The organism is Nocardia sp. NPDC055002, assembly GCF_053608825.1.
In genome coordinates this window covers 336,040-356,046 of record NZ_JBSGWE010000003.1, presented here as the reverse complement: position 1 = coordinate 356,046, position 20,007 = coordinate 336,040, and the positions used below count along the sequence as shown (strand labels likewise).

Below are 20,007 nucleotides of genomic sequence, written 5' to 3'. Positions count from 1 at the left end.
GGCTGGTTCGGAGAGTTCAACAGTTGTCATGGCTTTCCCCGACACAGTGCGGAGTGTCGATTCCGCCGGGCTCCCGGCAGCTACCGGTCTGTTACCCCTCTCCGACATTCTCGTCCGGGCGTGTCGTGGACATCGGGTGGTCGGGGGACCGCTGCTGTGGTTCGCGCGCGATCTGGCCGTGCTGCACGAGAAACGCATCGTCGGGCGCGGGGGCCGAGTCGACACCGATCCGGTGGTCCTGCGCGAAATCGACTGCCGGCGTAGTGAACTGGTGCTGGCGATCGACGACTGGGTGTTGCGGTCCATCCCGCAGCACCGCCTCGGCGCCACGCTGCACACGGAGACCGTCGGCGCGGTCATCGACCGCATGGCCGAGGCTTCCGTGCGAGCGCACCACGCCCTGATGACGCTGGCGGCCAACGACGAAATGCTGCACTGCGCGTGGCATCACCTGGCCGAACTGGCCGACGCCTACGACGATCTGGTGCGTGACGTACTGGCCGGGCGCAGGCGGCTGCCCGAGTGGTGAGCTAGCACTTCGACCGCACACCACGTCCGCGGTGCACACCGCGGACGTGCGTGTCAGCCGAGCCGGTGGTGGTGGACGCCGAACTCGTCGGCCACCGTCGCCGCCAGTTCCACATACGCGCGCTTGGTGGTCTTGTGCAAGCGGTGCAGGTCGATCTCGGCGCCCTCGGAGAGGTGCTCGTCGAACGGGATGATGTGAACGGCGCGGCAGCGGGACAGGAAGTACTCGCGCAGCTGCTGGACGCCGACGTTGGGTGAGCCCTCGCGCGGGAGGTTGATCACGACCACCGCGTTGCGGACCAGGTGGTCGTGGCCGTGCAGGGACAGCCAATCCAGGGTCGCGGCGGCGCTGCGGGCGCCGTCGATGGCGGCCGAGGAGATGAGCACGAGCGAATGGGCGAGGTCGAGGACGCCGCTCATCGCCGAGTGCATCAGACCGGTGCCGCAGTCGGTGAGGATGATGTTGTAGAAGCGCTGCAGAATGCGGGCCACGGCCCGGTATTCCTCGTCGTTGAACGCTTCCGACGCGGCCGGATCACGCTCGCTGGCAAGGACTTCCAGGCGACTCGAGCCCTGGGAGGTGTGCCTGCGGACGTCGGAGTAGCGCTGGATCGCCGGGTCGAGCAGCAGATCGCGCACGGTCGAACGGGTCTGGATGGCGACGCGCTGCGACAGGGTGCCGAAGTCGGGGTTGGCGTCGACGGCGATCACTCGGTCGCCGCGGATCGAGGCGAAGATCGAGCCGAGACCGGTGGTGGTGGTGGTCTTGCCGACGCCGCCCTTCAGCGAGAGGACCGCGATGCGGTAGTCGCCGCGCACAGGCTGGCGGATCCGGGCCACGAGTTCCTGCAGGCGCAGCTCCTCTGCGGACATCCCCGGGTTGATCGCACCGCCGGACACGTGGTGCACGGCCTTGCGCCAACCACTGCCGGGGGCCTTCTTCGCGCGCTTGACCGGGACGTCGTCGAGCGAGGGCTGGTAGCCCTGTGGCTGTGCGCCCCAACCCGGTTGGCCGTAGGGCTGCTGGTGGCCCTGCTGGTAGTTGCCCGGCTGCTGGTACTGCTGCGGCGCGTTCGGCTGCTGGTACTGCTGTGCGTGCGTGCCGTCGGGCTGGTACTGCGGACCGGGCCCGCTGGGCTGGTTGTACTGCTGTGCCGGTGGGCCGTCCGGCTGGTACTGCTGGCCGGGGCCTTGCGGCTGCTGGTACTGCTGCGCGGGCGTGCCGTCGGCTTGGTACTGCGGTGCTGGACCGTTCGGCGGGAACTGTTGCTGCGCCCCCTGATTCGGCTGCTGATACTGCGGAGCGGGGGAGCCGTCGGGCCGATACGGCGGTACGGGAGCGCCGTCGGGCTGCTGCGCGGGTGCGGCATCGGGCCGATACTGCGGTGCCGCGCCGTCGGGCCGCTGGGCGACGCCGTCGGGACCGTACGTGGGCAGACCGTCGGGCTGCTGGTGCTGGGCCGGGGTGCCGTCGGGGCGGGGATACGGCGACGCGGTGTCGGCCGCCTGCACGAATTCACCCGAGCGATAACCGGTCTGCGCGGCGCGTGCTTGTTCCGCGGGGTCGGTGCCACCCTGCCGACCCACCTGACCGTGCTCACCCGGCGCACTGCCGTGTAGCCGTGGATCGTCGGACCGGTACACCTCGGTCCGCCCATCCGGCGCATGCGTCGGCGCGACCGGTGCCGGATCACCGGGGACCGGGTTGTATTGCGTCGCGGGGTAAGCCGACGGCGGCACGCGCTCGCCCGATGCGTACGGCGACCGCTGCTCGGTAGCCGGTGGCTGCTGCGGAGCTACGGACTCGCCGGAGCTGTACGGCGACCCGTGTCGTGGCGCGATCGCGTCCTCGTCGGGCGCGGACAGCCCGTCGGCCGAGTGGCGCGCACCGGTTGCCGCCGATTCGGTGGACTCCGCGGCGGTCGTCGCCGTGGTCGGTTCGGGCACCTCGGCGGTTGACGGACGAGGCGGTGTGGCCTGCTCGGTCTCCTGGAACGACGATGCCGAGGAAGGCTGTACATCGGCCGACTGCTCGACCTCGCCGGGCGCGGGTATCGACAGTGCGTCCGTGCTGGGTTGTTCGACAACATCACGCGCGGTGACCGGCGATGGCGCCGGGTCCGGTTGCTCGGCAGCGACTGGCCGCGGTTCGGCGGGGGTCGGCCGCGGTTCGGCGGTGGTCGGCTGCGGCGGGACGGTCAGGCGCGGTGGGGCCTGGGTCGGCCGCGCGGGCGGGTCCGGCAGGGGAGGGGGCGGGGGAAGGTCGGGACGCTGCTGGTTCGGGCCGAGCGGGGTGAAGCCGGTCGACGGTGGCGCGGGCGTGCGGGTGGGGAGCGCGTTCGCGGCGTGATCCACCGCCTCGCTGATCGGCGCGGGTATTGCCGGGCCCGCGTGCGCAGGCCCGCTGATGGGTGCGGGCGGGAGCGGAGGGGGCGTACCGGTGGATGCCGGTGCGTGATCCGCCGGTGGCCGACCCGACGACCACGGAGCCGCTGTCGACGCCTGACCGCCGGCCCACGGCGCCGGATCCGCGGCCGAGGGCCCCGGAATCGACGACGGACCGCTGGTGTCCGGTCGCGGCGCCGGATCGGCCGGCGGCGGTGGGCTGACCGGCGGAGTCAGCGGGTTCGGGGCAGCCTGCCACCCGGCGCTGGGCTGTGCGGGCGCGGCCTGCTGGTGTGGCTGCTGGTATTGCGACGCATCGCGGCCGGCCTGGGGTGCGGGCTGCTCGTAGGTGGGCTGCGGACGCGGTTGCTCTTCGCGGCGGGGCTGCTGGTGGGACGGGCCGGGGATCAGCGGGTCGGCGGGCTGCTGCGGGGTGGACCAGCCGGAACCGGACTGATGGGTCGGCTCGGCGGGGCGGCGCTGGTCGACAGCCTCGCCCGGACGTGGGGTGGCTGCCTCTTCCTCGGATTCGCGATCCTTGCGGCGGCGCCTGCCCTTTTCCTTGCGCGGCGCGTCGTCACCGCGCCCGCCCATGAAGCGGCGGCGTTTGGGTGCGTCGTCGATCTCGTCGTCCTGGGGCAGGTTCTCGACCGGAGCCTCGTAACCGACCTGTGTGACGTCGCTCTCCGACAGCCACGGCGGCAGCATGGGGAGGCTGTCGTTGTTGCGGCTCACCGGCACGCCTCGCTCACCAGGGTCCCCCGATCTGATCGACCCACTTCTCCGACGCCGGTGAGTTTACGCGACAACCCCCACGGCGTGGTGGCCGCCCGGTGGCTGGACACCGTGCTCAGGGCGGCGCGCTCGCAGGCCTCCCGATTGTGCGGCACGGGGCCCGGTCAGGGTGTACGGTTCGGGGCACTTTTGCCTCTGGCCGCCCGGCCCGGTAAGCTTGAGCGGCGGTGCACCTATGCGCCGACTGTTCGCATGCATGTCGACGGGCTCTTGGTCGACGCCACACACGCGGACGGCCATCAAACTCAGGTTGAGCGTAACCGGGATCGCGGAGGATATGGCGAAGAAAGACGGGGCCATCGAGGTCGAGGGTCGAGTTGTCGAGCCGCTGCCCAATGCGATGTTCCGGATCGAGCTCGAGAACGGTCACAAGGTTCTCGCGCACATCAGCGGAAAGATGCGGCAGCACTACATTCGTATCCTTCCGGAAGACCGCGTTGTCGTCGAGCTGTCGCCGTACGACCTCTCACGCGGCCGGATTGTCTACCGCTACAAGTGATGCCTGACGGCGTCGCGAGCCTCACCGGCGCGCGGCGTCGCACAGTGTCCCGGCAACGGGACGCACACCAGACTTCCCCAGTCCTCTGGCTGGGGAAAAACTGTGTTCACACCACCTGTGTGGACCAATACAAGATTGGACTGACGTGAAGGTTAATCCGAGCGTCAAGAAGATCTGCGAGAAGTGCAAGGTGATCCGCCGTCATGGTCGGGTCATGGTGATCTGCGACAACCTGCGCCACAAGCAGCGTCAGGGCTGATACAGCCTCACCACCGGGCACCGATCGTCTGATCGGACTGACCGAAAGAAGCACTCCCAGTTCCAGCGCGCACGCACTTGTGCGCGCCATCCACCGGCACGGAGGCCGGTGCCCCCACCTTTGTAAAGACGGGGGGACGGACGGGGAGCAGACCTCCGCAACCATTAAGGAACCTGCCACATGGCACGTCTGATGGGCGTTGATCTCCCGCGCGAAAAGCGCATGGAGATCGCGCTGACCTACATTTTCGGAATCGGGCGCACCCGCGCCACCCAGATCCTGGCCGAGACGGGCGTCAGCCCCGACCTGCGCTCCAAGGACCTGAACGACGACGACCTGGCGAAGCTCCGCGAGTACATCGAGGCTTCGGACTACAAGGTCGAAGGTGACCTGCGCCGCGAGGTTCAGGCCGATATTCGTCGCAAGATCGAGATCGGCTGCTACCAGGGCATCCGCCACCGTCGTGGCCTGCCCGTTCGTGGTCAGCGCACCAAGACCAACGCGCGTACGCGCAAGGGTCCGAAGAAGACCGTCGCCGGCAAGAAGAAGTAGGGATAGCGTATGCCTCCGAAGAGCCGGGCCGCTGGCCCGAAGAAGACTCAGAAGTCGCGTCGCCGGGACAAGAAGAACATCCCGCACGGCCACGCGCACATCAAGAGCACGTTCAACAACACCATCGTCTCGATCACCGACCCCGAGGGCAATGTCATCTCGTGGGCGTCGTCGGGTCACGTCGGTTTCAAGGGTTCGCGTAAGAGCACCCCGTTCGCCGCGCAGCTCGCTGCCGAGAACGCTGCCCGCAAGGCGCAGGAGAACGGCGTCAAGAAGGTCGACGTGTTCGTGAAGGGCCCGGGTTCGGGCCGCGAGACCGCGATCCGTTCGCTGCAGGCCGCCGGCCTGGAGGTCGGCTCGATCTCCGATGTCACTCCCCAGCCGCACAACGGCTGCCGTCCGCCCAAGCGGCGTCGCGTCTAATAGCGGGAAAGGAAAAAGCTCAAAATGGCACGTTATACAGGCCCCATCACCCGCAAGTCGCGTCGTCTGCGCGTCGACCTCGTCGGAGGCGACCAGGCGTTCGAGCGTCGTCCTTACCCGCCCGGCCAGCACGGCCGCGCGCGGATCAAGGAATCCGAGTACCTCATGCAGCTGCAGGAGAAGCAGAAGGCTCGCTTCTCGTACGGCGTCATGGAGAAGCAGTTCCGTCGTTACTACGAAGAGGCCAACCGCCTCAAGGGTAAGACCGGCGACAACCTGCTCCGTCTGCTCGAGTCGCGTCTGGACAACGTCGTGTACCGCGCCGGTCTGGCCCGTACCCGTCGTCAGGCCCGTCAGCTGGTCAGCCACGGTCACTTCATCGTCAACGGTGTCAAGGTGGACGTCCCCAGCTTCCAGGTCTCCCAGTACGACATCATCGATGTCAAGGAGAAGTCGCTCCCGACGCTGCCCTTCCAGGTGGCTCGCGAGACCGTCGGCGACCGCCCGGTTCCCGGTTGGCTGCAGGTCGTCCCCGGCCGCCTGCGCATCCTGGTGCACCAGCTGCCCGAGCGCGCGCAGATCGATGTGCCGCTGCAGGAACAGCTCATCGTCGAGTACTACTCGAAGTAATCGCTTAACGGTGGGGGTCGCTACGCGGCGACCCCCGCAATCACTGACGAGGCATCAAATAGCGGATGCCCTGAACAGGAAGTAGATCCTCATGCTGATTTCCCAGCGTCCGACACTGACCGAAGAGGTTGTGGCGGAGAACCGCTCGAAGTTCACCATCGAACCCCTCGAGCCGGGCTTCGGTTACACCCTCGGCAACTCGCTGCGTCGTACCCTGCTGTCCTCCATCCCGGGGGCCGCGGTCACGAGCATCCGCATCGACGGCGTCCTGCACGAGTTCACCACCGTCCCCGGCGTGAAGGAAGATGTCACCGACATCATCCTGAACCTCAAGGGCCTGGTCGTGTCCTCCGAAGAGGACGAGCCGGTCACCATGTACGTGCGTAAGCAGGGCCCGGGCACCGTCACCGCCGGTGACATCGTTCCGCCTGCCGGCGTCATCGTGCACAACCCGGACATGCACATCGCCACCCTGAACGACAAGGGCAAGCTCGAGATCGAGCTCGTCGTCGAGCGGGGCCGCGGTTACGTGCCCGCCGTGCAGAACAAGGCGACCGGCGCGGAAATCGGCCGGATCCCGGTGGATTCGATCTACTCCCCGGTGCTCAAGGTGACCTACAAGGTCGAGGCCACCCGTGTCGAGCAGCGCACCGACTTCGACCGTCTCATCCTCGACGTGGAGACCAAGAACTCCATCACGGCTCGGGACGCGCTGGCTTCGGCCGGTAAGACCCTGGTCGAGCTCTTCGGCCTGGCCCGTGAGCTCAACGTCGAAGCCGAGGGCATCGAGATCGGCCCCAGCCCGGCCGAGGCAGATCACATCGCCTCGTTCGGTCTGCCGATCGAGGACCTGGACCTCACCGTCCGGTCCTACAACTGCCTCAAGCGCGAGGGTGTGCACACGGTGGGCGAGCTCGTTGCCCGCACCGAGTCGGACCTGCTCGACATCCGCAACTTCGGCCAGAAGTCCATCGACGAGGTGAAGGTCAAGCTGCACACGCTGGGCCTCTCGCTCAAGGACAGCCCGGCGTCGTTCGACCCGTCCTCCGTGGTGGGTTACGACGCGAGCACCGGAACGTGGAGCGACAGCGGCACGTTCAGTGATACCGACGGCGGCGAGCAGGACTACGCCGAAACCGAACAGCTTTAATACGCCCAGGAGAAACCCACAATGCCCAAGCCCAAGAAGGGCCGCCGGTTCGGCGGCTCGGCGTCGCACCAGAAGGCGATCTTCGCCAACCTGGCCACGGCGCTTTTCGAGCACGGTCGGATCACGACCACCGAGGCCAAGGCCAAGGCGGTGCGTCCCTACGCCGAGAAGATCATCACCAAGGCGAAGGGCGGCAGCCTTGCCGACCGTCGTGAGGTCATGAAGGACATCCGCAACAAGGACGTCGTGCACGTCCTGTTCGCGGACATCGGCCCCTCGTTCGAGGGTCGCGAGGGTGGCTACACCCGTATCACCAAGGCGCTGCCGCGCAAGGGTGACAACGCGCCGATGGCCATCATCGAACTCGTCCGCGAGAAGACCGTGACCAACGAGGCCGATCGGGCCCGTCGCGTCGCCGCTTCGCAGAAGACCGAAGAGGCTCCGGCCGCTGAGGTCGAGGAGACCGTCGCCGACGAGACCGTGGCTGACGCCCCGGCCGCCGACGAGGCCACCGAGGACAAGAAGGACGCCTGATTCTCAGGAGTTCTGCCGAGCCCGTCACCCTTCGTGGGTGGCGGGCTCGGTTCTTTTCCGCGTGCGAATTCAGGAGGATGGCATGACTCGGGTGCGGCTCGGGATCAGTTATGACGGCACCGATTTCACCGGCTGGGCACGTCAGCCGGGGTTGCGCACCGTGCAGGGCGTGCTGGAGGAGTCGCTGTCGAAGGTGTTGCGTGAGCCGCTGCAGCTGACGGTCGCAGGCCGCACGGACGCGGGCGTGCACGCCGAGGGACAGGTCGCGCACTTCGACACCGAGTCCGAGTTCGATGCCGACAAGTTGCTGTACCGGATGGCCAAGTTCCTGCCCAAGGACGTGCGGATCACCGAAATCCGTACCGCTGCGCCCGAGTTCGACGCCCGCTTCTCCGCGATGCGCCGCCACTACGCTTACCGGCTCACCACCGCCCCTTACGGCGCCCAGCCGTTGCAGGCGCGCGGGGTGGTGCCGTGCAAGCCCGGCGTAGACCTCGAGGCTATGCGCGCCGCTTCACGAAACCTGTTGGGCCTGCACGACTTCGCCGCCTTCTGCCGACGTCGCGAGGGCGCGACCACCATCCGCGAACTCCAGCGCTTCGACTGGGAACGTGACGGCGACCTGCTCACCGCCTACGTGAGCGCCGATGCCTTCTGCTGGTCGATGGTCCGCAGCCTCGTCGGCGCCGTCCTCGCGGTCGGTGAGGGCCGTCGCGCCCCCGAATGGACTACGTCCCTGCTCGCCGAGACCGCACGTTCCAGCTCGGTGACGGTCGCTCCCGCCCACGGTTTGAGCCTCATCGCCGTCGACTATCCGGCCGACGCCGACCTCGCCGCACGTAATGTCCAAACCCGGGAATCCAGAACTGTACCGGTGCCCGAAGGCGGTTGCTGCGGCGATTAATAGCCGTATCCATTCACCGAATTTGTGACACCTGAACTGTCGAGTGGCGATCCGATATTTGTTCGAGACTTTTCCCTACTCGAAGAAAATAAGGAAAATTTCTTGTCTCGGCCGCCGAGTTGTGGTGGTGGCGCTCACGTTATCGGTGTGGTAATCGGTGGCGATGCTAGATTTCCCAGACGATGGATACTTCCTCGGCCACCTCATTCGACGAGTGGCAGCGATCATGGCGGAGACACGAATGGCGCCAGCTGAATTCGGGGCGAGCATGCGCCCTGTCGCGTTGGAATAGCGACGTCGGGCGATGACGTCGTTCGAAGGTTTTCCCGAGATCTGCTCGACCGCGCAGATCGCGGTGCCGGACGCTTTCGCGCACTGGGAACAGCTGGTCGCCGGCGCTATCACCGAGGTGTCGATCGCGCCCACCGTGTCGCGCCCGTTCGAGGGGCGGATCAGGTCGGCCGACTTCGGGGACATCTCCGTGGGCACGGTGGTCGCCGAGGGGCACGAATTGCGCCGTACGCGTAGGCATATCGCCAGGGCCGACGATTTCCACGTCATCGGTAGCGTGGTGCTCGCCGGCCACGCCCAGGTGGAGCACGCGGGCAACCGCGTCGAGCTGGCACCGGGCGCGATGATCTTCTATGACACCTCGCAGCCGATTCGGTGGCGCTCGGAGGGCCTGATCGAGGATCTCACGGTTCGGGTGCCCCGGCAGCAGGTCGTCGACCACCTGGGTATCCGTGCCGATGTGCTGCCTGCCGGGATGGTGATCGGGGAAGGCGGCGTCGGGTTCATGCTGGCCAGATTCTTCCGCCAGGTCGCCCAGCTGCACAGCACCGATCCGGCGGCGGCGGCTGTGCTCGCAGGCAGCGGCATCGACCTCCTCGGTGCGGCGGCCACCATCGCGGCGGGTGAGCGGCCCGGCCGGGCGCAGATCGCGGCGGTGAACGGGCAGCAGGTGCTGGACTATCTGCGCGCCCATTTCACCGACCCCGAACTGACGATCGAGCGGATCGCGGACGGCTGCCGGGTGTCGCGGCGCACGCTCTATCGGGTGGTCGCGGAGTTCGAGGGCGGGCTCGGGGCGGTCCTGCGCGGAATGCGGTTGGAGCGGGCGCGGGTGTTGCTCGTGGCGAGCGACTTCCGTTCGATCGCGGCGGTAGCGACCGCGTCGGGATTCGCCACCGAGCGACAGTTCTATCGTGCGTTCCAAGCGGCGACGGGCATGACGCCGGGTGAATACCGAGTAGTAGCTCGTTCCGGCGCCGATATCGGCTGACGATTTCCGTCAAGCCGGGTTAGGTGATGTGCCTCACATGGATGTTTCATATTGAAAGACTCATGACGGTTATCCGCTGGAATCGGCGGTGCTAGACGCATTTCCGATGTCGACAAACCATCCCATTCGGAAACAGTTGATGGAAATTGGACGGTTGATCTGGCAGGCTCGGCCACGGGCGAGCCCGACGATTGTGCGACGCCAACTGTTTGCTGTTCGACTCGGATAGGGAGCGAGGTGGTTGGCATGGAGATCGCGCAGACCCGCGCCGGAGCACGTGAATCGTTTGCCGAATGGGAGTCGCTGCTGTCGGAGAGTTACGTCCCGCTGATGGCGGATCCGAGCGGAGACGGCACCTTCCACGGCCGCATCGAGCGCAGCAGTCACCCCGGCTTCGATCTGTCGACGGTCCGCGCGAGCGGCCAGCGCATCCGCCGCACGCCTCGCGGGATCGCCAAGACCGACGGTGAATTCCTCCTGGTCTCTATCCTGACCGAAGGCTCCGGACTGCTGCACCAGGACGATCGAGTGGCCTCGGTCCGCCCCGGCGACATGGTCTTCTACGACACCTCGCGCCCGTACCACTGGGACCTGGAGGGTCCGTGGGCGCAAGTCGTGGTGCAGACGCCACTCGAGGTCCTGCGCCAACAGCTCGGCCCGGGCGGATCCCCGTTGCCGACCGCGGTGACGGTCACCGCCGACAGCGCGGGTGGGGTGGTCGCAGGCTTCTTTCGCGATCTGGCCCGCATCCAGCAGAGCGCTCCCGGCCATGCGACTGTCCTGGCCGACAACGGTGTCAAACTGCTCGCCTCCGCGGTCCGGCTGGCCTCGGGCGAAATCCCGTCGGGTCAGCCGGCGCAGGCGCTGTCCCGCGAGCAGGTGCTGTCCTTCATGCGGACCCGGTGCGCCGACCCGAGCCTGACCGTCGACGACATCGCCCGTGCCTGTCTGGTATCGCGTCGAACGCTGTACCGGCTCTTCGGTGATGTGGAAGACGGACTCAGCGCCGTGCTGCGGCGCATGCGGGTGGAATGCGCGCGCACCCTGCTCACTCGCGACCCCGGCCGCGCGACGGCGACGGTCGCGCTCGCGTCCGGCTTCGCCTCCGAACGACACTTCTTCCGGGCCTTCCGGCTGGAGACGGGGATGACTCCCGGCGAATTCCGCATGCTCGCGTCGAGCGCGCTGACTATCTGATACCGCCGTTCTCACGCGATATTTCGGTAGACCTCGGCGAAACTCATCGCAATCGGCGGATTGGCACAAACGGTCAGTCGGCTGGCACAGGATGACAGTTTGTGTGGCGCCATTCTGCGAGAGAGTGAATTGAACACTCTTCACTGGTTGAGCGGACAAGGGGGCACGATGAGTCGGGTACGCGTGGCAGCGGTGCAAGCCGAGCCGAAGTGGTTGAATCTGTCTGCCGGAGTCGAACAGACAATCGAATACATCGCGTCGGCCGAACGCGGCGGCGCGCAAGTGATCGCTTTTCCGGAGACATTCCTGCCCGGATTCCCGTGGTGGATGTGGCTCAATTCGGTCGATTGGGGTGAGGAATTCCTGGCCAGGTATCTGGCCAACGCGCTGACCGCCGACGGTCCCGAACTGCGTGCCATCGCGTACGCCGCCCGGCGCACGGGCGTGCACGTTTCGATCGGCTTCGCCGAGCGGGCCGGACACGAGGTCTTCATGTCCCAGGCGTTGATCGATGCCGACGGCACCATCGCCGTCGCTCGCAAGGCGGAACCGACCGGGCTCGAGCGCACTGTCTTCAATGCCTCGCCCGGTGGGGGACCGCTGGTTCGTGACACCGTGCACGGCCGGATCGGCGTCCTCGGCGGCGCCGATCATCTCCGCGCCGACCTGCGTGGACAGATGCACGATCAGCGCGAGCAGCTCCACGTCGCCGCCTGGTCGGGCTTCACCGTGTACTACGGGGAGGGCAAGGAATGGGGGCCCGACCTCAATACCGCTGCCAGCGTTCGCTACGCGATGGACGGATCGACCCATGTCGTCGCGCCCGTCGCGGTCGTGCCGGTGGCAGGCTGGGAGGTCGTCGACGCGCGGATGCCGGAGCGGCGCCTGCTGCGTGGTGGTGGCGGCCTCTCGCGAATCTTCGGTCCCGGTGGACTCGAACTCGCCGCACCGCTGGCGGAAGGCGAAGAGGGACTGCTCTACGCCGATCTAGATCTCGGCCGCACCGTGCGCCCGGCCGCCGCGGCCGCGCCCCGCGGTGAGCGCTTGCCGGTCCGGGGGCCGAGCGGTCGGATCGTGCGGCGTGAGCCGGTGCGCGTCGGCCTCGCGGGGGCCTGAGGCGACGGCCGCGAACCACAGTGCGACGAAGCCGGACGTCATCGCAGCGGCACCGAGACATCGGCGCCCGCTTCACGGGTCAGCCGGGCGTTCACCTTGGCCAGGGCGGGCGTCGGGACGAATCCGCCCGCCAGCAACGCCTCACCCTGTCGGAACCAGGGCGCCTGGGCGAGCAGGCCGCTCGGCGCGTAGCCGAAGTAGGTGCCGAGTTCCTCCAGGTCGGATGGGGAGGTCATCTTCATCAAGGCGAGGTTGTCGCACTGAGAGATGATGCCGGGGTGCACCTTTGACGGGCGCTGTGTCGACAGCAGCAACCACAGACCGAATTTGCGCCCCTCGGCGGCGATCTGGATCAACCGCTCGCGCACGGCGACGGCCACCGGCGATTCGAGCCGGGGCGAGGCGAGGTTGTGCGCTTCGTCGATCACCAGCAGAACCGGGCGGCGTTCCTCGCGTTTGGCCCACAGATCGTCGAGCAGCGACAAGGCGACGACGAGTTGCTGTGCGGGCGTAGAGAATCCGCCGAGATCCAGGACCGTCACATCGGGGCGATCGGCGACGATCTCGGTGACCGCCTGGTCGGTTCCCGCCCAGACCTCCCAGTCGAGCAGTCCCAGATTCTCCACGCGCATCGCGAGTCGGCGGCGAGCCGTGTTCTCGACGGCACGCAGGTTGTCCAGGACATCGTGGACTTCGCCGGACATCGCCGACGACAGATGGATCAGTTCGTTGAACTCCTCCCTGTCGGCCACCGGATCCAGCTGCAGCACAGCGGCCTTCGAGGTCAAGGGCATGTCGATGAACTTCGCCCGCAGGCGACCGGGTGGCTCCGATTTCGGTCGCAGGACGCGGATATCGCGCTCGCGCAGGGCCTGCGCGGTGGGGCCGGTGGCGCCGGGGATCACCTCGCCGATGCGGACGAAATCGGAATTCGGGTCGAAGATGACGATCGGCAGCGCGGTGTGCGCGATCAGCTGCTCGAGGACGACGCCGAGCGCGTAGGTCTTGCCGGAACCGCTCTGGCCACACCAGAACGTGTGCCGGTTGAAGCGGGTGGGGAGCAGTCGGGCGGGGCCGCCGGGCGCCGACAGACTCACGCCGACCTCGAGTTCGGCGCCGGTGGTGTGGTGGAGCGCGGCGACGGTGTCGCGATCGGCGGGGCCGATCTCCCCGCCGTCGAAGGCGTGACTGGCTCTGGTGTCGATCCCGTCATCGGTGAGTTCGCCGATCAACCTGCCGCGTAACCCGACGGGCACGGTCGCCGTACGCTCCTCGACCAGCCCGAGCTGCCTGCGCCCCGCGCAACTGACCACGATCAGGGATCCGGCGGGGAAGGAGCTGGCCGCGGCGTTCTCGACGACGAACGAGCGGCCGTCCTCGGAGCGCACGGACAGGACAGCGGATTCGGCAGACATGGATGTGTCCTCCCGGTGGCGCGTCGACGAGCATCCTGCTGGCAACCACCAGTAAACACGGCCCGGTCACGTCTTCCGGTACCGCGCGCACGTGTGTCGGGTGCTGTCTGCGGCCCTCGTACCGGAGTGTGCTGAAAGAGGCTTGCGCAGTGAGGTTTTACCTGGTCAAGGCCGAATGCAAGTACATTTGCAATTGCATTCGAGGCGCGGAGCGGGGGTATTCTTCTGGGCGATGCCGCAGTGACGGCAGCACCCGATTCTCGTTTCCGGAGGTCGCCTGTGGCGAACGAAACGACGACGCTGGAGTTCTCGGCGCCGACACCGCGCAGTGCGGAGTTCGAGGAGTGGGAAGCGTTGATGACGAAGACGTATTTCCCACTCGCGCTCGATCCCACATTGGACGCGCCCACGTTCGGCAGGCTCACCAGCAGTCCCTTGCCCGGAGTCGCCGACTTCTCGCTGACCGCGCTCGCGGGCGGGAATCAGGAATTCCGGCGCACCAAGACGCATGTGGCGTGTGCCGACGAGGAATACCTGCTGGTCAGCATTCAGGTCGCCGGTCGTGCCCGGCTCACCCAAGACGGCCGCTCGGTGCTGCTCAAGCCGGGAGAGATGACATTTCTCGACACCGCGCGACCCTCGCTCTGGCACGACAGCGTGTCCTACGAGCAGGTGCTCGTGCGAGTGCCGACGCGACTGCTCCGCCTGCAGCCGGGTCTCGCCGAGGTCCGCATACCGACCGCCACCGCGATTGCTCCGGACAGCCCGGCGGGCGTGGTGGCCACCTATTTTCGTGAGCTCGCCCGGGTCCGCGCGCAATCGCCCGCACAGGCCGACATCCTGGCCAGAAGTGCGCTCGACCTCCTCGGCTCGGCGGTGCTGCTCGCCGCGGGGAGCGAACCTGTCGATGCCCCTGCTGACGCGCTCAGTCGCGAACACGTCATGGTCTACCTCCGAAAGCGGTGCACCGACCCGGAATTGACCGTCGACGAGGTGGCCGCGGCCTGTCACATCTCGCGCCGCACGCTGTTCCGAATCTTCGACGGCACCGGCGACAGCCTCAGCACCACCCTGCGCAGATTGCGAATCATGCATGCGCGAAAGCTGCTGGCCCGCACGAGAAGCCACCCACCCGCAGCGGTCGCTTACGCCTCGGGATTCGCCTCCGAACGGCACTTCTATCGGGTGTTCCACCAGGAAACAGGGATGACGCCCGGCGAATATCGGCAGTCGCACATCGGCTGATCAACGTGGCACTGATTGTCAGAGGCTTGGCGCGGGAGGACTGCCAGCACGATCGTTCTCGCAGCACACTGGATCTCGTCGGACCAGTGCGTACGAGGAGCGATCACGATGGCCGACGCCACTGGAACGTGAAGTCTTCGCCGGCGGTGTAGCGCCGTCGGCGGTTTACCACACCGAACTGGGCCGGGTCGGCGTCCTGGGGGGAGTCGACCACGTGTGCCCGGACCGGCGCGTGGACCTGTGGCGGGAGCAGGTCCACGTCGCCGCGTTCTCCGGATTCACCGCGTAAGTCAGGGCTGCTGTTCGCCGATCTCGTAGTCGGCGAGGCGACGAAGCCGCGGACCGGATTGTCTGCGGACAGGGTGACGGTTCGGCTCGCGGGCTCACTGGCGATTTCGTGAGTCGGTCAGGATCTGACCAACCGGGCGATCGCGTCGGTGGCCTCTTTGATCTTGGCTTCGGCCTCGGGTCCACCGGCGATCGCCGCGTCGACGACGCAATGTGAGATGTGATCCTCGAGCAGCCCCATCGCGACGGCCTGTAGTGCCTTGGTCATGGCGGAGACCTGGGTGAGGATGTCGATGCAGTACTTTTCCTCTTCGACCATCCGCTGGAGGCCGCGCGACTGACCCTCGATGCGGCGCAGTCGCTTGAGGTAGTCGTCCTTGGCGGTGATGTAGCCGTGGCCTGCGTGGCCTGCGTGCTCGCCGCCGGTCGCGGTGTCGGGGGTGGGTGTTGTCACCGTAGGTCTCCTCGCCTGCCTGGTAGCTCGCGTGGCGAACTAATACCCCCCTAGGGTACAGTTTCGCGGTCGAAATGTCAGGTGACAGGTCCCCGGTGCTGCGCGCGGACGGCCCGGGCGGAAGAATCGGCGCTATGAGTTCGCTTCCCCGGCCCGCACTCGCCGTCATCGGCGGCAGCGGTTTCTATGACTTCTTCGACCACGACGCGGTGCACGTCGAGGTCGACACACCGTATGGCGCGCCGAGTGCGCCGGTCGCGATCGGGGAGGTCGAGGGCCGCGCCGTCGCCTTCCTGCCCCGGCACGGCAAGCAGCACGAGTTCGCGCCGCACACCCTGCCCTACCAGGCGAACATGTGGGCGCTGCGTTCGCTCGGGGTGCGCCGGGTGTTCGCGCCGTGCGCGGTCGGCAGCCTGCGCGCCGATTGGGGTCCCGGCACCGTGGCGGTGCCGGACCAGCTCGTCGATCGGACCTCGGGTCGCCCGCAGACCTACTTCGACGGCGGCGGTGTGCACGTCTCCTTCGCCGATCCCTACTGCGATGATCTGCGCGCCGCCGCGGTGAAGTCCGCCGGTGACCTTCGGGTCGAGGATTCCGGCACGATGGTCGTCGTTCAGGGCCCGCGCTTCTCGACCCGCGCCGAGAGCCGCTGGTTCGCCGGGCAGGGCTGGGACCTGGTCAACATGACCGGCCACCCCGAGGCTGTTCTCGCTCGCGAACTCGAAATGTGCTACGCGGCAGTCGCTCTCGTCACCGACTTGGATGCCGGCCTGGAAGAGGGCGACGGTGTGCACGCAGTCGATGTGTTCGCCGAATTCAAGAAGAACCTCGGACCCTTCAAAGAGCTCATGCGACGTGCGGTCACCGCGGTCGACGACACCGACACCTGCGAGCGCTGCCGCGTACACGCCGGGGTGTCGCTGCCCTTCGAACTGCCCTGATCACCCCGGCTGCGCGGTGACCTGCAACTGAGCGAGCAGGAAAGCAGGCGCCGCGCCGCCGCCGGGCAGCGGTGACACCTCGACGTCGACGGTGAGCCAGCCACCCGCCTCGGCGGCCAGCCGTAACCCGCTCAACCCGGCGCGCGTGGCACCGGCCAGCACCTCGGCCCGCAGGGCGGCGATTCGGGGCCGGTCCTCGGGATGCGGGACGGTTCGCTCGTCTACCCCGCGCCATGTCAGCCCCGGCACCGGCTCGGTGACCCAGCGCACCGCGCGCACCTGGGCGGTGTCGACGATGACCAGGTAGAGGCCCGGCTGGGACTCGCGCAGCAATTCGAGCGTCGCGGCCTCGAACGACTTGTTCTGTGGGGCAACACTGTCGGTGACATCGACGGACACTCCGCGCCACGTGAACCGCTGCTCGGCGTCGCCGTTGCGCGCGGCCACCAGCAGCGAACGCGGGCCGATCGCCGAATGCACGGTGGCGACGCCCGACCACCTGCTCCGAGGTTCCGAACGGTACAGCGCGGCAACGAATTCCAGTGCGCGATCGAAACGCTCGATCCGCTCGAACGGCTCGGCACCGCTGTATTCGACCGGGGCCGAACCGAAGTGGGGTCCGAGCCCGGCGGGATGAGTGCGGACCACGCGGGCGTACGCGTCGACCTGGAACGGGGCCACGCGAAGCTCGTCGGCCGGGACCTCCGGCCCCACCCACACCTTCACCGCATGCACGGACGAGTCCGGCCACAACACCGGCACGGCCCGAAATCGCAACTTCGACCAGGGGTTGCGCGACTTCGGCAACATCTGCTCCACCGGCGTCCCGGTCTCGTGCGCGGCCGCGATCAACGGCTGCAACCGGGCCGGAACAGCCCGCTGATACGACGCCCATTCGCGCGGCGTGGTACCCGCGGTCAACATCGACCAATCCCGCGACGTCCCCAACGTCTCCACCAACTGCCAACGTCCGATAATCACCCGTGCGACCCCCTGCGCCCCATGAACGAAACCGACAGCCCTATGGTGCACGAGCCGACCGGCGGCTCCGGTACCGGGGCATTTCGGGGTCGATAAGCTCGGCGGCATGAATGCACCGCTGCGGTTGGAGATCATCGTCGCCAGCACCCGGCCCGAGCGATTCGCGCCCGTGGTCGCCGGCTGGCTGGTCACCGCGCTGGGGGAGCGGCCGGAATTCGAGGTGGGGGTGCTCGATCTGCGGGATCTGGCGTTGCCGGTGGACCTCACCGAGACGCCGGAGGTCGAGGCGTTCCGGGCCAGGCTGGCCGGTGCGGACGCGTTCGTCGCCGTCACCTCCGAGTACAACCACGGGTATCCGGCTTCGCTGAAGACCGCGCTCGACAGCGCCAAGCACGAGTGGCGGGCCAAGCCGATCGGGTTCGTCTCCTACGGCGGGTTGTCGGGTGGGTTGCGCGCGGTCGAGCAGTTGCGTCAGGTGGTCGCGGAACTGCACATGGTGTCGGTGCGCGAATCGGTGAGTTTCGCCCAGGCCAAACGCCGCTTCGACAAGGCCGGCATGACCGACGACGCCGCCGCGATCGACGCATGCGACCGCATGCTGAACCAATTGTCCTGGTGGGGAACGACTTTGCGGGCAGCCCGCACCGTGGAACCGTATCCGGGCTGAGTCTGCCGTGGCATCACCCGCATGGTGACGCGAGCTACGGCGAACCGATCAGGCCGACGCCATCGCGCGCTGACCACGCGGCTGGCCGATGTAGGTCGACTCGCGCGGAATCGATACCAGCGTGAGGTTCACCCTGGTCGTTCCCGTGCGCAGCACCACGCGGTTGCCGATCGCTCCGGGCTGGAAGATCTCCAGGTCGGGGCGAGAAGCGGGCCAGCCGTTCGGATCACCGGTGAGGTAGATCGTGGTGACACCGGCGTGCGGGGCGGGCGCGAGCACACCGTCCACCACCGTCGCGGTGAAACCCGCGTCGGACTGGTGGGTTTCGACGGCGATGGTCAGCCGCTCCGGATTGCCGACGGTGGTCACCAACTGCTCCCAGGCCTGCGCCCGGTCGGTGCGCACCAGCACCCGCTCGCCGACAGCCAGCGCGCGGAACACCAACTGCTGGGCCAGGTACAGCTCACCGGCGACGTACACGGTGGAGATACCGGCGCCGACGATCCTGGTGGCGACGCCGTTGCCCTCGTCGTCGGAGCCCAGCAGCTGCCCGCAACCCGACGACGGAAGATGCAGTGCGCCGATGACGTCGATCGGGTACTCGATGGTCGGGATCGTGTCGTCGACACCGGGCACCGCGATCGGCAGGTGCGCCAGCAGCGCGTCGCGATGACGACCGCTCATCGACACCATGCCCTTGGACTTGGTCTTCTCGGGCAGCTCGCGCGCGGTCAATCGCCATGCGGCGCCGACACTCACGGATTCGGCGTCGCTACCGGGACGCAACCGCACCGCGACCGTCGTCCCCCGCGACGGCGCGACCCACAGCTGCGCGAGCAGATCCGAACCCAGCTGCTTGGGATCCACCGCACTGCCGATGTTCACCGCGTTGCCGATCTCGGCGTACTTCCATCGCTGACTCAGCGTGCGCGGATCGAGACCTGCGGTGATCTGCTGAACGGCCTTGCGGATCTCCGGTGCGGTGAGGATGCGCGCATTGCAGTCGGCGTCTTCGAGCGTGCGCATGATCCGCTGGGTGGCGATGGTGACCGAGCGGGAAGCGCCGTCGGTGCCGCCGCCACGACGAGCCGTCGCGTCCGGGCAGGCCACCGCGTCGAAGCTGATGGCGAGCCACACGGTGCGGTGCGCGGTCGCGGGCAGCGGGCCGAGCAGCGATTCGTAGATCGCGCCCGCGGGTGTGCCGGACCGGCTGCGGTGGCCGTGGCTGATGATGTCGATCCCGCTGAGCAGGATGTCGTGCTGGTGGAGGCAGGCGGCCAGTTCGGGCAGCGGCAACAGGTGCGAGGCGTGCACGGCGGTGCGAGCGATTCGGGTCAGCCCGCCGCGCGGCGGCAGCACCTCGACGACGGTGACCACGCGACTGCCGTCCCAGTACAGGCCGAGCGAGCGCCCGTCGGTGTCACGGAAGTCGACGGTGTCGCCGAGTGTGTAGTCGCGCTTGGCGGAATACCGGCGGATGGTCGAGATCCAGTCGAGGATCGTGCGCTTGCCGATCGGGATCAGCGGCAGCAGCGCCACCACGACGGCGATGGCGAGCGACGTCAGCGCATCGATGCGGCAGATCAGCGCGACAACCCCCGCGATCAGGCCGAGGACCTGCGCAATGAGTAGGTGCGGCAGCGAAATCCGACCGAACAGCGGGCGCGGTCCCGCCCCGGTGAACTCAGCCATTCGTTCCTCCCCCAGGTACCCATTTGTCGATCGGCCGATGGCCGAATGCGAACAACTGCTGCCGGGAACT

General features: G+C 67.7%; 20 protein-coding genes. 15 read left to right on the top strand and 5 right to left on the bottom strand.

The window, feature by feature from the left end; all coding sequences use genetic code 11:
- Positions 1-136 precede the first annotated feature (136 nt).
- Positions 137-529, top strand: a complete 393-nt coding sequence (locus tag ACWF99_RS13950; protein ID WP_378632346.1) for a DUF4254 domain-containing protein — start codon at positions 137-139, stop codon at positions 527-529.
- Between the two features lie 53 nt (positions 530-582).
- On the opposite strand, the gene ACWF99_RS13945 is transcribed toward ACWF99_RS13950, so the two are convergent.
- Positions 583-3,648 (bottom strand): nucleotide-binding protein, encoded by a 3,066-nt coding sequence (locus tag ACWF99_RS13945; protein WP_452536128.1) that lies wholly within the window; start codon positions 3,646-3,648, stop codon positions 583-585.
- 337 nt (positions 3,649-3,985) lie between these two features.
- Between ACWF99_RS13945 and infA the strand changes: the two genes are divergently transcribed.
- From infA to ACWF99_RS13890, 11 genes are all read left to right on the top strand, one after another.
- Positions 3,986-4,207 carry a translation initiation factor IF-1 gene (gene infA / locus ACWF99_RS13940; protein ID WP_003418601.1) on the top strand — a complete coding sequence of 74 codons (222 nt, stop codon included), beginning with the start codon at positions 3,986-3,988 and terminating at the stop codon, positions 4,205-4,207.
- Positions 4,208-4,352: 145 nt separating this feature from the next.
- A complete protein-coding gene (gene rpmJ / locus ACWF99_RS13935; RefSeq protein WP_056818299.1) occupies positions 4,353-4,466 on the top strand; it encodes a 50S ribosomal protein L36 in 114 nt (37 codons plus the stop codon).
- Between the two features lie 180 nt (positions 4,467-4,646).
- Complete coding sequence (rpsM, locus tag ACWF99_RS13930; RefSeq protein ID WP_067448181.1) at positions 4,647-5,018, top strand: 30S ribosomal protein S13; 372 nt, start codon at positions 4,647-4,649, stop codon at positions 5,016-5,018.
- 9 nt (positions 5,019-5,027) lie between these two features.
- Positions 5,028-5,441 (top strand): 30S ribosomal protein S11, encoded by a 414-nt coding sequence (gene rpsK, locus ACWF99_RS13925; protein ID WP_019045110.1) that lies wholly within the window; start codon positions 5,028-5,030, stop codon positions 5,439-5,441.
- 24 nt (positions 5,442-5,465) lie between these two features.
- On the top strand, positions 5,466-6,071 hold the full coding sequence (rpsD, locus tag ACWF99_RS13920) for a 30S ribosomal protein S4 (RefSeq protein WP_378632347.1): 606 nt from the start codon (positions 5,466-5,468) through the stop codon (positions 6,069-6,071).
- A 91-nt stretch (positions 6,072-6,162) separates the two neighbouring features.
- Entirely contained in the window at positions 6,163-7,221 is a 1,059-nt protein-coding gene (locus tag ACWF99_RS13915) for a DNA-directed RNA polymerase subunit alpha (protein WP_056818293.1), read from the top strand.
- 21 nt (positions 7,222-7,242) lie between these two features.
- Positions 7,243-7,755 carry a 50S ribosomal protein L17 gene (rplQ, locus tag ACWF99_RS13910; RefSeq protein WP_378661942.1) on the top strand — a complete coding sequence of 171 codons (513 nt, stop codon included), beginning with the start codon at positions 7,243-7,245 and terminating at the stop codon, positions 7,753-7,755.
- A 91-nt stretch (positions 7,756-7,846) separates the two neighbouring features.
- A complete protein-coding gene (gene truA / locus ACWF99_RS13905; protein WP_378632471.1) occupies positions 7,847-8,659 on the top strand; it encodes a tRNA pseudouridine(38-40) synthase TruA in 813 nt (270 codons plus the stop codon).
- Between the two features lie 304 nt (positions 8,660-8,963).
- Positions 8,964-9,941 carry an AraC-like ligand-binding domain-containing protein gene (locus ACWF99_RS13900; RefSeq protein WP_378632350.1) on the top strand — a complete coding sequence of 326 codons (978 nt, stop codon included), beginning with the start codon at positions 8,964-8,966 and terminating at the stop codon, positions 9,939-9,941.
- Between the two features lie 246 nt (positions 9,942-10,187).
- On the top strand, positions 10,188-11,138 hold the full coding sequence (locus ACWF99_RS13895) for an AraC-like ligand-binding domain-containing protein (protein ID WP_378632352.1): 951 nt from the start codon (positions 10,188-10,190) through the stop codon (positions 11,136-11,138).
- A gap of 168 nt (positions 11,139-11,306) precedes the next feature.
- Positions 11,307-12,254, top strand: a complete 948-nt coding sequence (locus ACWF99_RS13890) for a nitrilase-related carbon-nitrogen hydrolase (protein WP_452536126.1) — start codon at positions 11,307-11,309, stop codon at positions 12,252-12,254.
- A 38-nt stretch (positions 12,255-12,292) separates the two neighbouring features.
- Here the strand turns inward: ACWF99_RS13890 and ACWF99_RS13885 are convergent, their stop codons facing one another.
- Complete coding sequence (locus tag ACWF99_RS13885) at positions 12,293-13,669, bottom strand: ATP-binding protein (protein WP_452536124.1); 1,377 nt, start codon at positions 13,667-13,669, stop codon at positions 12,293-12,295.
- A 279-nt stretch (positions 13,670-13,948) separates the two neighbouring features.
- Here ACWF99_RS13885 and ACWF99_RS13880 point away from each other — a divergent pair, with 279 nt between their 5' ends.
- Positions 13,949-14,914, top strand: a complete 966-nt coding sequence (locus tag ACWF99_RS13880) for a helix-turn-helix domain-containing protein (protein WP_452536122.1) — start codon at positions 13,949-13,951, stop codon at positions 14,912-14,914.
- 406 nt (positions 14,915-15,320) lie between these two features.
- Here ACWF99_RS13880 and ACWF99_RS13875 read toward each other — a convergent pair whose 3' ends face one another.
- Positions 15,321-15,656: a metal-sensitive transcriptional regulator gene (locus ACWF99_RS13875; protein ID WP_378632361.1), complete on the bottom strand. Its 336-nt coding sequence runs from the start codon at positions 15,654-15,656 to the stop codon at positions 15,321-15,323.
- Between the two features lie 134 nt (positions 15,657-15,790).
- Here ACWF99_RS13875 and ACWF99_RS13870 point away from each other — a divergent pair, with 134 nt between their 5' ends.
- On the top strand, positions 15,791-16,597 hold the full coding sequence (locus ACWF99_RS13870; RefSeq protein WP_378661961.1) for an S-methyl-5'-thioadenosine phosphorylase: 807 nt from the start codon (positions 15,791-15,793) through the stop codon (positions 16,595-16,597).
- Here the strand turns inward: ACWF99_RS13870 and ACWF99_RS13865 are convergent, their stop codons facing one another.
- A complete protein-coding gene (locus tag ACWF99_RS13865; protein ID WP_452536610.1) occupies positions 16,598-17,554 on the bottom strand; it encodes a GAF domain-containing protein in 957 nt (318 codons plus the stop codon).
- Positions 17,555-17,684: 130 nt separating this feature from the next.
- Here ACWF99_RS13865 and ACWF99_RS13860 point away from each other — a divergent pair, with 130 nt between their 5' ends.
- Positions 17,685-18,245, top strand: a complete 561-nt coding sequence (locus ACWF99_RS13860) for an NADPH-dependent FMN reductase (RefSeq protein ID WP_378661967.1) — start codon at positions 17,685-17,687, stop codon at positions 18,243-18,245.
- Positions 18,246-18,293: 48 nt separating this feature from the next.
- On the opposite strand, the gene eccE is transcribed toward ACWF99_RS13860, so the two are convergent.
- Positions 18,294-19,937 (bottom strand): type VII secretion protein EccE, encoded by a 1,644-nt coding sequence (eccE, locus tag ACWF99_RS13855; RefSeq protein WP_378661969.1) that lies wholly within the window; start codon positions 19,935-19,937, stop codon positions 18,294-18,296.
- Positions 19,938-20,007: the final 70 nt, after the last annotated feature.